Origin of the sequence: Aeromonas molluscorum, assembly GCF_051376105.1 — a bacterium.
Taxonomy (GTDB): domain Bacteria; phylum Pseudomonadota; class Gammaproteobacteria; order Enterobacterales; family Aeromonadaceae; genus Aeromonas; species Aeromonas molluscorum.
In genome coordinates this window covers 486,582-500,044 of record NZ_JBPQCY010000001.1, presented here as the reverse complement: position 1 = coordinate 500,044, position 13,463 = coordinate 486,582, and the positions used below count along the sequence as shown (strand labels likewise).

The following is a 13,463-nucleotide window of genomic DNA, read 5'->3' as shown; positions in this document are numbered from 1 at the left end:
GCGCCTCAGGGCGCCCTTCTTGTTTTTACCGATTGGATATTGGGACGCTTGTCAGGGCGGCGCAGGTTGAGAGCCCATCATTGATGCGGCGCTCCATGTAGAGGGCACCATCACCGTATTCGGCCAGGGACTTGAGGGTGTGAGCCGGAGTGAATCCCTGACGCAGCCAGAAGGCGGGAGCATCCTGTACCGCCACCAGTCCAAGCCTGGTGTAGCCCGAACGGCTGGCATGGCTCAGGGCCTGATCCAGCAGTGCCTGTCCCATTCCTTGACCGCGAGCCCGGGCCGAGACGGCGAGATCGTGCAGATAGAACTCTTCCTCTCCAGCCAGTGCCATCATGGGTTGGGAGAGGGGCGGCGGCTGATGCGCTCGCCAGGGGTGACAGAGCAGATAGCCGAGCACGACCCCCCTTACCTCGCCAACCCAGCAACTCTGGGGGGCCAGCTCGGCCTTGTTGCGCATGACACTGAGGGGCTCAGGGCTCAGTTGATGGTAACACTCGGCCTGGATGGCCATGATCTGGGGCCAATCTTCTGGCGAGACGGGGCGGATCTGGATGCTCATGACTGTCGATTGAATCCTGATAACGGCCTCACAGCTTAACTAAGGGCGGTGGCAAAGAGAAGAGGCTCTCTGGCAGCGATTTGGCCATGAAAAAAGGGGCCTAAGCCCCTTAATGTTTCATCTTTTGATTTAATTCAAAAATTCGCACAGATAGGCGCTAGGTGTGCTCACCTTGAGAGAGAAGGAGGAGTGGCCTGGTACCTCGAAAGCCTCCCCTTGGCCATAGGTCTGCCAGTCGCTGGCGCCCGCCAACTGTATGGTCAGACTTCCCTTGACCACCGTCATGCGCTCAGGGGCGCCGGTGTTGAACAGGTATTCACCGGCGGCCATGACACCAACGGTAGATTGCTCACCATTTTGCTCGAAGCCGATGGATTTTACATTTCCGTCAAAATACTCGTTTACTTTCAGCATCTTTCTATCCCTGTATATGCGGTTGACCGAGTCAAGCTAGCACAGATAATAGTCTGTGGGCATAGCAAAATCGTGATTATTTAACTTGTTCCTTTTGAATCTTAACTTTGTTGCAAACTTATCAATAAATCTTCGTCATAAATTAGCGATTTAAAACAGCAGATAAATATGAGATAAATCCGCCCGGCAGGGGAATGAGCAGGAATTCATTCCCCTGTTTGGTTAATTGCACTAGGAAAGTGTGACATCTATTCGTTTAAGGAACATTTTGTGTTAACTAAAGGACTCATTAAGAACATTGGCTTCCAGGTCGTGGTTGCCATGCTGCTGGGTACAGTGGTCGGTGTGCTCATGGGCGAGCAAGCCTCCATCTTTGCCCCCCTTGGCAGCCTGTTTATCCAGCTTATCAAGATGCTGGTGATCCCTCTGGTGGCCGTGGCCATCATCTCGGGGGCTGCCAATCTGGGCGCCAGTCCGGCGGCGGGCAAGATAGGGGGCAGTACCCTGGTATTCTTCCTCGGCACCTCTGCACTGGCCGTCTTCCTGGCTCTGGTGATGGGACAAGTGTTCCAGCCGGGTAGCGGAGTCGATCTCAGCTCGATGAAATCGCTCTTCTCCGGCGATTATGCCGACAAGGGGGAGTTGCCGGATGCGGTTGCCACCTTGCTTGGCATGATCCCGACCAACGTTTTCCAGTCCCTCAACGAGGCGAACATATTGCAGATCCTGGTGTTCTGTATGTTCCTCGGCATTGCGTTGGCCAAACAGCCTCAGGCGCGAGCCAAGCCGTTGATCGATGGTCTCAATACCCTGGTCGATGCCTTCGTCTGGATGATCAACAAGGTGATGCTGATAGCGCCACTGGGGGTGTTTGGTCTGATGGCCGATGCCATCGGTACCTACGGCTTTGATGTCCTCTCGCTGGTATTCAACCTGTTTGTGGTTTACGTGGCCGCCATCCTGGTGTTCGGTTTCGTCATCTACCCGCTGCTGATCGCCGTCTTCTCCAACACCCCTGTGCTCAAGTACATGTCAGCCATGAAGAAGGCCCAGGTTGTTGCCTTCTCTACCGCCTCCTCCATGGCGACGCTGCCAGTCACCATGGAAGTGTGCGAGAAGGAGCTCAAGGTGAGCAACAGCACGGCGGCCTTCGTGCTGCCTCTGGGCGCGACCATCAACATGAGCGGCAACGCCATCTATTACGGTCTGGTCGCCATCTTCTTCGCGCAGGTGTTCAACATCGATCTCTCTCTGGGAGCCTGGGTTGCCATCATACTGACCTCCACGCTGGGAGCCATCGGCCAGGCAGGGGTGCCGGGTCCGAGCTTCCTGGTGGTCGCCGTGCTGCTGGCTGCGGGTATCCCCATCGAAGGTCTGCCGTTGCTGTTTGCGCTGGATCGCCTGTTTGACATGATCCGTACCGCCCTCAACATCACCGGCGATGCAGCATGCGCCGTCATAGTGGACAGATTCAGTCCGGATTATGACGCTGCCCGCTGGCAGAAGTAACACCAGGCTCTTTGCTCTGGTTTATTCCCGGTTCGGGGATCATTAATAAAAAAGAGGGGCCATGATGGCCCCTCTTTTTTCTGCCCGTCCCGTTGCGAAGCGGTTTCACACCATCTTCGGAGCCGTTGAAAGCGCCCTGCGCTTGGCGCCTATATTCGCATGTTAACCAGGACTCCTTAACTCTCTTCCTTGGTCAGCTGTTGCAAGGAGTGCTGGCAACGCTGCTTGGCGGCGTCCAGTTCCAGTAACACCATCTTGATATCTTCCAGCTGCTGGTTCAGGGTCTGGCGCTTCTCCTCGATAAGGGAAAGCATGCTGCGCAGCTGGGTTCGGCTGCTCTTGTCCGCGTCATAGAGATCAAACAGTTCGCGAATGTCGGCCAGACTGAAACCCAGGCGCTTGCCGCGCAGGGTCAGCTTGAGGCGCACCTTGTCCTGGCGGCTATAAATACGGGTCTGACCCTGACGAGTGGGGGTCAGCAGACCCTGATCCTCGTAGAAGCGGATGCTGCGGGTGGTTACATCAAACTCTTTGGCCAGCTCGCTGATGCTGTAGCTGCGGGCCTCATCCTTGGGGTGCATCATAGTGTCGTCTTGGCTGTCAATCCTGGCTGGCACCTTACCCAAAGCGCTGCTTGGTCGCAAGTGCTTGTCCTTCAAGGCACATCCCCTTATGTTACCGATATGTAATCAGGAGAGTCATCGAGATGGATATCGTCATTGTTGCCGCCAAACGTACCCCCATGGGGGCCTTTCAGGGGGCCCTTTCAGCCCTGAGTGCTGCCGAACTCGGTGCCTGTGCCCTGGCTGCCACCCTGGCCCAGGCCGGTGTGAGCCCAGACCGGATAGATGAGGTATTGATGGGCAATGTGCTGGCGGCGGGTATGGGCCAGGCCCCCGCACGTCAGGCGGCCCTGGGGGCTGGTCTGCCGGTGAGCGTGCCATGCACCACAGTCAACAAGGTATGCGGCTCGGGCATGAAGGCGGTGATGCTGGCTGCCGACAGCCTGCGCCTGGGGCAAGGGGAGATGATATTGGCAGGAGGGATGGAGAGCATGAGCCGCGCCCCCTATCTGCTCGACAAGGCGCGCAGCGGTTTTCGCATGGGGCATCAGCAAGTCCAGGACAGCCTGTTCCTCGATGGCCTGCAGGATGCCTATGACGGCCAGTTGATGGGGGTCCATGCCCAGGCAAGTGCGGACAGGGCTGCCATCGGTCGCGCCGAGATGGATGCCTTTGCCATTCGTTCCCTGGCGCGGGCATTGCGCGCCCAGCGGGAGGGTGACTTCGTCGCCGAGCTGGCCGAGGTGCATCAGGGCGACAGACTGCTGCTGGCCGAGGATGAGCAACCCGGCAAGGCGCGTCCGGACAAGATCCCCAGTCTCAGAGCCGCATTCCGGCCAGATGGCACCATTACGGCCGCCAACAGCAGCTCCATCTCGGATGGCGCTGCGGCGCTGCTGTTGATGCGTGAAGAGACGGCCCGAGCCGAAGGACTGGTGCCGCTGGCCCGGATCCGGGGTTATTTGAGCCATGCGGGTCTGCCTGCCGAATTTGTCTCGGCGCCGGTGAGTGCCATCAACCGTTTGCTGGCGCAGCTTGGCTGGCGCAGTGATGAGGTCGATCTCTATGAGGTGAACGAAGCCTTCGCCATGGTCAGCATGCTGGCGATGCAAGGATGTGGCATCGGGGCTGAGCGACTCAACGTCAATGGTGGCGCCTGTGCCCTGGGTCACCCATTGGGGGCGAGTGGCGCTCGGGTGCTGGTAACCCTGATCCATGCCTTGCGAGCACGGGGGTTGAAACGCGGCATGGCCTCATTGTGCATAGGCGGCGGCGAAGCCACTGCCCTGGCACTGGAGCTTGTCTAGTCTTTGTTCATGGCACTCAGCTGTTCGCTCACCCAGGCGGTGGCGCTCAGATAGAGCTGGCTGACCTTCTCTTCATTGAGGCCCAGGCGCGCGGTGCGCATCTGAACCCTGGGCCAGTTCGCGTTCTCATAATCTTCACAAAATGCCAGGTAGAAACCGAGCTGGCCATCCCGGCTCAGCAGAGCCTGGCGGATCTCGTCCGTGATGGGCACGCTGCCAAGCAGGGTGGCCATGGATTGTTCCATCAAGACGTCCAACAAGGAGAAGAGCCCCGCCATAAAGGCTTGCTGGCTTTGGGGGGCCGGGGCATGGGCCAGGGCCAGCAGCTCGCAGAAACGGGCCCGTATGAGCGACATCTGGTAGAGCTCGGCACTCTTGCCCTGGCCGGCACTGCTCGCGGCTATCAGGGTGACGAAGCGCTTGAGCTGGGCATGGCCTAAATAGATGGCGGCCTGGCGGAAGGAGGCGATGGGCTTGCTGTGCCCCTTGAGGTTATTGACGTAGCGCAGCAGCTTGAGGGAGAGGGAGACATCCTGGCCAAGCAGTTGCTCTATCTTGTCGAGATTGGGCTCGGGTTGATTGACCTCATTGAGCAGCTGGATCACCACCACCTGGGTTGGCTGCATGGTGGCGCGCTTGACCATTTCGGGGCGACTGAAGAAGAACCCCTGAAACAGACTGATGCCCAGCGCCTGGGTCTGCTCGAATTCCTGTTTGCTCTCAACTTTCTCGGCCAGGTAGGTGAGCTTGAGGTGGCGATGACGGCCGATGAACTCTTCAATCTGGGGCAGAGTGCTCAGACGCAAGTCGAACTTGATGATCTGGATCCAGGGCAGGAAACGCTCCCAGTCCGAGGACATGCTGAAGTCATCCAGCGCCAGTCGGTAACCGAGCTGGTTGAGCTGCTTCACCTTGGCCAACAGGGCATCATCGGGCATCGCATCTTCGAGGATCTCGATCACCACCTGCTCGGGGGGCAGACACTCAGCCAGTCCATCCAGCAGGGTGTCGTGGGAGAAGTTGATAAAGCAGGGGCGACCGCCCAGCAGTTGGTCAATGTTCTGCTGCAAGAATTGCTCGACTACCAGACGCGAGGTGGCCTGCTGGGAGGAGATGTGCGGGAAGACGTTATCCAGGCTATCGCGAAACAGCAACTCATAGGCATGAGTCTGCAGTTTGCTGTCCAGTATCGGCTGCCTGGCCACGTAGGAATACATGGAACTCTCCGTGATGAATAATGGCTTGATAGTATGGCGAAGCGGCGGACTATGCCAGCTTGCCGAGGAGAAGCAAGCGTAATAACGTCCTGGGGTTAGATGAGATGGGTCAGTATCTGGCGATGGCCAGGCAAGGGCTCTCTCTGTTCGTGGTTCTGAGCGCACGCGGGGGAGTGCCGGTCCGCTGTGATGGTGTCATTATTGCCCGCCATCGAGAGAAAAGGTGCCCCCTTCCGAGGGCCCTGTATATTGATGATTTTTAGTTAGAGACGGCATTTAGAATAAATAGTTGAGCTGCAGGCCGGCCAGCCAGGCATCTCCTTCGGAGCTGCCCTCGAAGGTGGAGCGGGTTGCCGCTATGCCCGGTTTGAGCTCCATGGACTCACTGACAGCCGCCTGCTTGCCATCGATGAAGGTCAGTCCCAGATCCAGGCTCAGCGCCGAACTGAAACGATAACCTGTGCCCAGGCTGTACCAGACGCGATCCGAGTCGGGTATTGAGATGGTGCGACGTTCGGCGGGCACCGGACTCTTGTCATAGGCAAGGCCGGATCTCAGCTGCCAGGCCGGGGTCAGCTGATAGGTGAGGCCCAGGGCATAGCGCCAGCTGTCCTGCCACTGCTCATCCTTGATGTGCATGGTGCCGTGATTATCCAGTTCGGCCTCGAGCTGGGTAAAACGGCTCCAATTGGTCCAGTTGATACTGGAGTGCAGTGCCAGCGCCGGGGTGAGTTGGTGGAACAGCGCCAGCTCGGCGCTGGCTGGCAAGGCCAGATCCAGCTTGCCCTTGTCCTTGAAGGGACGTCCCTGTTCATCGATGCCGATGGCATCGCCCTCGAGGGTGAGGGTCACATCATGGCGATAGGAGAGGCCGACCCGGGTCTGCGGCGAGTATTCATAGAGTGCACCCAGGTTCCAGCCCAGGGCCCAACCATCTCCCTGGAGATGCTTGGCTATCATGTCGTTGGCGGGGAAGGTGCCGCCCACTTCGCCCTCGCCCTGTATGGCATCGAGCCCGGCGCCAAATGACCAGTGCTGATTGAGGCGATAAGCCAGGGCCAGCCCCAGATCCAGGGTGCGGATGTCGGAGACATTGCCAAAATGGCCGGCGTTGTAGCGGCCCGGCATCTCGACCCCCAAGCCGAAATAGGAGTTGGCAGACAGACCCAGGCGCCACTCTTCATTGAGGGGAATGATGAGCGACAGATTGGGCACCCAGGCGGCATCGGCGATGTCATGGGCGCTGGCATCCAGGGTGACCGGGCCCCGAGCCGTCGGCACCCGGGTTTCTCCTTCGATGTTGACGTCGGGGCGGACATAGATGACGCCGCCGGAGAAGGCCACTTGCTCGAAGCGGGTCATGGCAGCGGCATTGCGCGACAGCACGCTGGCATTGTCTGCGATGGCGGCCTCGCCGGCGAAGGCGCGGCCCATGCCAGTGGCAGACTGCTCGGCGAGCTGGAAGCCGGCGGCTTGCACCAGGGCGGGGCAAAGCAGCAGAACGAGCAGGCCGGGGGTTGATGGATGGAGTACTACATTTCTCAGGCTCATATCAGCATTTTTTATTGTGTATAGAATAGAGGCGGGATTTTATCTGGTGCGACCACGTTTGCAATCTGGAGCATGGCGCTCTGGTTAAAAGAGGGGAAAATCCTGAGGTAAGCCGGATAACAGGCTGATACAAAAAGAAAAGCGTACAGCTGTTTGCTACAGCTGTACGCTGAGTGGCTTGAAAAGAACAAAAAAAGAGCGCCCCAGGGCGCTCTTTTTGATGTTCGGCTATCAGAACATCATGTTGAACTGGGCAGAGGCCAGGAAGGCGTTGCCATGGGAGGTACCTTCCCAGCGCAGGGGGCTGTCATGACCGGTCAGTCCTTCGCTGACATCGACGGACTTGCCATCGATGTAGGCCATGCCGAAATCGACGCTCATGTCCGGGCTGATGTGGTAGGTGGCGCCAGCGCTGTACCAGACGCGATCCGAGTCAGGAATGCTCAGGCTGCGGTATTCGGCTTCGATCGGTGTGTTGTCGTAGGCGAAACCGATGCGTGCTTCCCAAGCCGGGTTGACATACCAGGTGCCGCCGATGGCATAGCGTACCGAGTCCTTGAACTTCTCCGGCTTGTTGAGGCAGACCCCAGCCCCGTCGGTGCTGACACAGCTATCACTGGTGGCGTTCAGCTCTTCGAAGGAGCTCCAGTCGGTCCAGTTGACCGAGTAGTGCACGGCAAACTGTTGGTTCAGACGATGGTAACCGGCGAATTCCGCCTGAGCAGGCATGTCCAGACCCAACTTGCCATCCACAGTCTGGAAGCCGGAGGAGGTTCCCTTGTAGTCACCGTCGAAGGTGATGTCGACCTGGGAACGATACGTCAGGGCGAAGCGGTTGTTCTCGTTGTACTCATACATGGTACCGACGTTCCAGCCCCAACCCCAGTCATCCCCTTTCATGTGGGCAAGTTTGGTACTGGGGCTGACAGGGGCCCCGCCCAGCTGCTGGCTGACCACAGGGGCCAGAGCACCGGCACGGCGGTTCAGTTCGGCTTCTGCATAGACCAGATTCAGACCGGCACCCAGGCTCCAGTTGGAGTCGATGCGGTAAGCGATGTTGGGGTTGAAGTTGATGGTCATCAACTCGGTATTGCCCGCCGCGGCACCACCGGTGAAGTCATCTGAGTACTCGGTGGAGAGACCGTAGTTGGAGAACATCGCCAGACCCCAGGCCCACTGCTCATTGATGGGCTGGATGAAGTAGGCGGCCGGTACGAACGCATCCGGGGCTATATTGTTCTCGCTGGAGTCAATCGCACCTGCAATTTTACCGTCGACATCCACATCCGGGTGGATATAGGTGCCAGCGACAGAGACCGCCATCTTGTCAAAGCGGGTCATCGCAGCCGGGTTGCGGGCCAGCACTGCGGCGTTATCGGCAATGGCGGCTTCACCGGCAAAAGCACGGCCCAGACCGGAGGCTGAGTGTTCATTGAGCTGGAAAGCAGCTGCAAAAGTGTGTGTGCTGGCCAGTGTAAGGGCGGCGGCAATCAGGCTTTTCTTGAAAAAGGCAGTAGTCATGGAGTTCTCTCTATTTTTTGGCAGATTTTTTGCCATGCAATCCCGGCGCAATCGCCGCAAAAGCTGACAAGATCCGTTGTTATGTTCGCATCTTCCCAATAGTTGCTGGTGTGATTCTATGGATCTGGTAGGAGGTAAGAAATCAGACCAGTGAGAGCAGAATACATAAAAGTATCTATTGTGTTAATGATTTGTTTTATGTTGGCGGCAAAATGAGCAAATGAGGCACCTATCGCTGTTTTAATCAGCGATTCAGGCGGAGGGCAGCAAATAAATATTTTGGCGTTTTGGCGGGAAATTGTGCCGAACGAGCGACTAACTAGCGGGTAAAAGAGAAAAAACACGCAGAGTACATCTGACTCTGCGTGCGTTAACGGTGATGATGCGTCCCTTAGATGGACCAGTGCAGGCGGGATTCGATCTGCTTGGATATGGGATCCAGCGACTCGCGCATATCGCCAATCAACACCAGGTTGGCGCCCTTGAGTTTGATGATCTCGCCCTTGAGCTGGCCATCATCGAAGTTGTGATCCAGCTGCAGTGGCACATGCTTGGGCACCAGGAACAGGGTGACGGGTCCCATCTTGCCTTGTAACACCATGTGCAGGGCCGGGCCCTGATAGAAGGCGCAGTGGTTGACATAGGTGATCCTTGCCATGCCCTGCATGTTCATCAGGGTGGCGCCATATTTTTCCATCTTGGCGTTGATGGTTTGCAGCGACACCTGTTCGTCGACACCCTGGATGAAGGGCTCTTCACCATAGACATGGGCCAGGGCCACCTGAGCCAGGGACACGTCGCTTGTCTGGGGGAGTGGCCAAGGCACCCAGCGAGTACTGACCCCGATCAGGAAGGCGATGGAGGCGGCGATGGCCAGGGGTTTCCAGCCAGAGACGGTACGGGGTGGCAGCGTGACGACCTTCTGCTGGGGCTCAGGATCGGTGAGCATGGCCTGCTTGAGCAGCAGACGCTCGGCCAGCCCCGGCGGCACCTCAACGTCCATCGCCTTGCCGAGGGCGGCATCAAACTGCTTCATCTCCTCGAGCCATTTGCGATTGGCAGGGGATGCGTTGGCCATGTCGGCAAACTCTTCCCGTGTGTCGTGAGGATCGACGACAGCCTGGCGACGAAACTCCAGCTCATCCATTACTGTGCCCTCTCTGTTGTGCGGATGACTCCATGGCCTCTCGGATCTGATTGCGTGCTCGAAACAGTCGGGTCATGACGGTGTTCTTGTTCAGGCCCAGCTGCTGGGCTATCTCTTCGCCGCTAAAACCGCCAACCACTTGCATCAATAACGGCTCCTGATATTCGTCCGGCAACCGGGCAATGTGGCGGCGCAGCCACTCATGCTCCATTTCCTGTTCGCTGTGCAGTGCGTCGCTGTCGCTTTGGGGGAATTCATCCAAATCGATGAGATCGAACTGCTTGCGCTCGAACCGGCGTGCATTCTCTCGCCTCAAGATGGTGATGAGCCAAGCCTTGGCAGCCTTGTCATCGACGAGGCTGTCTATTGCCCGCCAGGCGCGCAGGTAGGTCTCTTGCACCAGATCTTCCGCGACATGAGGATCCCGGCATAGCCAGTAGGCGTAGCGGTAGATATCCCCATGCAGGGCATTGACCAGGGCTTCATATTTTCTTTGTTTATCCGCCATACCCTCATTGACCGGGGATGGCGTCGGTTTCTTTCCCACTTTCTTGCGAAATAGCGATATCGCCATCAGTGCGCTTCCTTGTGGTGATCTGTGCCGTTCAGCCAGGCGACTCGTCTGAGTAAAGTGGCCAGCCCTCTCGTCTCATAGGCATCAAGGCCAAGGGCGATCGCTGAGCCATCAAAGTGATTCAGTGTACCAAAACAGGCGGCCTCCAGGGTATCGAGCCGTATGGACAGCTCATCATCCAATGGAAGATCCCGCAACCAGATGATGGCTGGGTGGCGGGGGGCGGGCCAGCGCAGCTTTGCCCAACGCAGCAGGGCATGACGACTCCCGTCAGGGTCAGCTTGGCAAAGGGCGAGCTGCACTGCATAAAAAGCGCGCCATCTGGCCTGACGGCGCAGGCCGCTCGCCAGCAACAAGGTCAGCAGTGTCCAGCCGAGCAGGGGCAGGGGGCCAACGCGGGTCGGCCGGGGAGGGGGAGAGCCCGGTTGGTCGGCGGGGGGGGCGGTAACGTTCAAACGCGTGGCGGCCAACGTCAGCAGCTCTTCCCGCCCGGTGTGAGTATTGAACCAGGGCAGCTGGATCTCGGGCAGCCAATAGACACCGGGAGCCTCGGCCCGCAGAGCCTGGCGCCACTCCTGTTCAAAGAGCAAACGGCCGTTGGCAAGAAAGCGTTCATGACGCTGCCCACCATCTCCCAATACCCTGAGCCCAGCTAGATGCAGTGTGGGTAGCGCCACGCGGCTGCCATCTCCATCCTCGAGGCGCAGACGCAGAGTGCGAATGATGGGCTCGCCAAGGGCGACGCTACGGGCCGGGGTGAATTGCTGGGTGAGGGTGATGCGCCTGGCCACCAGCGGCAGGGGCGCCTTGTCTATCTGTATGATGGAGGGTGCGGCGCGACCGGAGACGGGTTCTTCATGACCATCACGTTGATAACGTGCCTGAAGTCTGGGCGCCATCAGGGTGAACTGACCCGCGCTCCTGGCCTGCAACAGCCAGCGGCGAGTCAGCACGCCGCTCTCGCCGGGCCGGGCTCCGGGGTGCCACTCATCATCTCCCAGGCGTCGAATATTGAGATCCGGGTGCTCGGGCTCATTGAGGCTGGGATCCACGATCTGATCCGGCAACCAGAGTCTGAGTTCATAGATAAAGGGCTGACCGGGGTAGAGGGGACCTTGATGATCAACGCTGGCGCGCAGCACCACCCTGGGCTCAGGGGGCGCGGTTACTGCCTGGTTGAGGGACTTGTTTGGCAAGGGAGTGGGCGCGATACGCCAGCTGCCCAGGTTGAGCGCAGGCAGGCTGTCGGCGCTGCCGTGCAGGGGGATCAGCCAACGGGTTTGGGGCCCGGACTCGCTCATGCTCTCGAGCCGGGAGATCCTGCCCACGGCGAACTGGCGCAGCAAGGGTTGAATATCAAGGGTATCGAGAGGCCAGTGCCCCGGCACTTCGATCAACAATAACCAATCCTCGGCACCCTCCTGAGGTAGCAGCTCGACCCTGGGGGCCGCTGCGGGGGCGAGATCCCTCTCCTGCTGAGGAAGTGCCGCAGATGACCCCGCAGAGGGTGCCGGTTGCCCGCCTGTTCCGCTTACCCCTTGGCCCGGCGCCAGAGCGAACAGCAGGCCCAGCAGGGCACCAAGTGTCCCCCCTCGAGACGCTGAGACAAGGGGGCGCAAAGGGCTCACCAAGGTGACACCGGCAACGGCTGCAGGCCTCGGCGCAGGGCCTCCTTGCGTAACCGCTCTTTGAGCAGGATCACGGGGGGGGCGGGGTCGGCCGGGGCCTCTGGCTGGCTCTTCGCCTCATCAGGGGCCTTGTTGGGGCTGGCCTGGGGAGGGGGGCTGCGTTCGAGCAGAGTCAGATTGTAACGGGCATCGCTGTTGTCCGGGTCAAGGGCCAGGCAGGCCAGATAGGCGAGTTTGGCCTCTTCCAGGCGGCCCAGCTGCACCAGGGCATTGCCGCGATTGTAATGGGCGGTGGGACTCTTCTGCTCGCCATAGGCCGCCAAGGCACGGTCGAAATCACCGGTGCGATACCAGGCATTGCCACGCCAGATGGGATCGTGCAATGCCAGGGCTGCGCCATGATAATCTCCAGCCAGATATGCAGCCTGCGCCTTCGCTTGATCCTGCTCTGTATTTGCCGCCCGCACAGGCCCCTGGAGCGGCAGACAGAGCAGCAACGCCAGCCAGAGGGTACCGCGTCTGGCCAGCAGTGCCAGCAGCAGCAAGGGCAGCAGCAGCCAGGGGCCCAGATCTTGCCGGTGCGCAGGGTCCGGCGCCAGACCGGTGGGCAGGGGGGCGAATAGAGGCAGGCGAGTACCCAGGGGGTGCAGCTCACCGCCGAGGCGAGCGGCTAAATCCGTCATCTGGTTGATATCGGGGGCTGGCAGGCTGCGTCTGCCCAGCGCTTGAGCCAGTTCGGGAGAGAGTTGAACCGGCTGCGCCGTGGCCGCGAGCAGTATATCAAGGCGAGGGGCGCTTGCCTGGCGCAGGCACTGCCAGCGTCCCTGGCAGGGCCAAAGGTCGGTTATGCGCCGGATCTTATCCGGGGTCAGGCCATCGGTTATCAGCAGCAGACGGGCAGTTTGGCCCGCCGGGATCTGCGCCAATCCCAGCGCCAGGGCTCGCTCGGGGTTGTCGCCTTGCGACGGCATGATACTGGGTCGCAAGTCCGGCAGCAGGCGGGCGATCGCCTCATGATCCCGGGTGGCTGGCATGGCCAGATAGGCATCGGCGGCAAACAGGATCAGGGCGATCCGCTGCCCCTGGCTTTGAGCCAGCAGATCTTGCAGTTGCAGGCGCACCCGAGTGGCGCGATCCGGTGCCAGGTCCTGGGCCTCCATGGAGCCCGCAAGACTCAGCAGCCAGATGTCCAGAGGAGGGGCTGTCTGCTCGGTTTGGCCCCGAACCAGAGCCGGGCCGCACAGAGCCAGGATCGCGGGTAGCGCTGCCCACCAGCGCCAGGGGATCGCAGGCTTGGAGCCGGGCAACAGATAGCGACGCATCAGGGGACTAAGCAGCGGTGACTGACGACGCAGGCGCCAACCGAGCCAGAGCCAGGGGAGCAAGGCCAGCAACCACCAGGGACGCAGCAGGATTAGTTCCATGGCTGGCCTCCGCTCGAAATAACTGGCCAAGTGTGCACTGCCT

At 59.6% G+C, this 13,463-nt stretch carries 12 protein-coding genes; 2 read left to right on the top strand and 10 right to left on the bottom strand.

Going from position 1 to position 13,463, the window contains the following annotated elements:
• Positions 1-25 precede the first annotated feature (25 nt).
• A complete protein-coding gene (locus tag ACSMDR_RS02370; RefSeq protein ID WP_436466897.1) occupies positions 26-565 on the bottom strand; it encodes a GNAT family N-acetyltransferase in 540 nt (179 codons plus the stop codon).
• A 129-nt stretch (positions 566-694) separates the two neighbouring features.
• Entirely contained in the window at positions 695-979 is a 285-nt protein-coding gene (gene ppnP, locus ACSMDR_RS02365) for a pyrimidine/purine nucleoside phosphorylase (protein WP_436466896.1), read from the bottom strand.
• A 270-nt stretch (positions 980-1,249) separates the two neighbouring features.
• On the opposite strand from ppnP, the gene ACSMDR_RS02360 reads away from it, so the two are divergent.
• Positions 1,250-2,488 carry a dicarboxylate/amino acid:cation symporter gene (locus tag ACSMDR_RS02360; protein WP_436466895.1) on the top strand — a complete coding sequence of 413 codons (1,239 nt, stop codon included), beginning with the start codon at positions 1,250-1,252 and terminating at the stop codon, positions 2,486-2,488.
• A gap of 176 nt (positions 2,489-2,664) precedes the next feature.
• On the opposite strand, the gene ACSMDR_RS02355 is transcribed toward ACSMDR_RS02360, so the two are convergent.
• Positions 2,665-3,069 (bottom strand): MerR family transcriptional regulator, encoded by a 405-nt coding sequence (locus tag ACSMDR_RS02355; protein ID WP_407919112.1) that lies wholly within the window; start codon positions 3,067-3,069, stop codon positions 2,665-2,667.
• A gap of 125 nt (positions 3,070-3,194) precedes the next feature.
• On the opposite strand from ACSMDR_RS02355, the gene ACSMDR_RS02350 reads away from it, so the two are divergent.
• A complete protein-coding gene (locus ACSMDR_RS02350; RefSeq protein WP_436466894.1) occupies positions 3,195-4,358 on the top strand; it encodes a thiolase family protein in 1,164 nt (387 codons plus the stop codon).
• Here the strand turns inward: ACSMDR_RS02350 and ACSMDR_RS02345 are convergent.
• From ACSMDR_RS02345 to ACSMDR_RS02315, 7 genes are all read right to left on the bottom strand, one after another.
• Complete coding sequence (locus ACSMDR_RS02345) at positions 4,355-5,575, bottom strand: EAL and HDOD domain-containing protein (RefSeq protein ID WP_436466893.1); 1,221 nt, start codon at positions 5,573-5,575, stop codon at positions 4,355-4,357. The genes ACSMDR_RS02350 and ACSMDR_RS02345 overlap by 4 nt on opposite strands.
• 276 nt (positions 5,576-5,851) lie before the next feature.
• On the bottom strand, positions 5,852-7,126 hold the full coding sequence (locus ACSMDR_RS02340) for an outer membrane protein transport protein (RefSeq protein ID WP_436466892.1): 1,275 nt from the start codon (positions 7,124-7,126) through the stop codon (positions 5,852-5,854).
• 231 nt (positions 7,127-7,357) lie between these two features.
• Positions 7,358-8,647: an outer membrane protein transport protein gene (locus ACSMDR_RS02335; protein ID WP_436466891.1), complete on the bottom strand. Its 1,290-nt coding sequence runs from the start codon at positions 8,645-8,647 to the stop codon at positions 7,358-7,360.
• A 391-nt stretch (positions 8,648-9,038) separates the two neighbouring features.
• On the bottom strand, positions 9,039-9,794 hold the full coding sequence (locus tag ACSMDR_RS02330) for a DUF3379 domain-containing protein (RefSeq protein WP_436466890.1): 756 nt from the start codon (positions 9,792-9,794) through the stop codon (positions 9,039-9,041).
• Positions 9,787-10,368 carry a sigma-70 family RNA polymerase sigma factor gene (locus ACSMDR_RS02325; RefSeq protein ID WP_436466889.1) on the bottom strand — a complete coding sequence of 194 codons (582 nt, stop codon included), beginning with the start codon at positions 10,366-10,368 and terminating at the stop codon, positions 9,787-9,789. Before ACSMDR_RS02325 ends, ACSMDR_RS02330 begins: the two co-directional genes overlap by 8 nt.
• Positions 10,368-11,768, bottom strand: a complete 1,401-nt coding sequence (locus ACSMDR_RS02320) for a hypothetical protein (RefSeq protein WP_436466888.1) — start codon at positions 11,766-11,768, stop codon at positions 10,368-10,370. Before ACSMDR_RS02320 ends, ACSMDR_RS02325 begins: the two co-directional genes overlap by 1 nt.
• 224 nt (positions 11,769-11,992) lie before the next feature.
• A complete protein-coding gene (locus ACSMDR_RS02315; protein WP_436466887.1) occupies positions 11,993-13,420 on the bottom strand; it encodes a vWA domain-containing protein in 1,428 nt (475 codons plus the stop codon).
• Positions 13,421-13,463 lie beyond the last annotated feature (43 nt).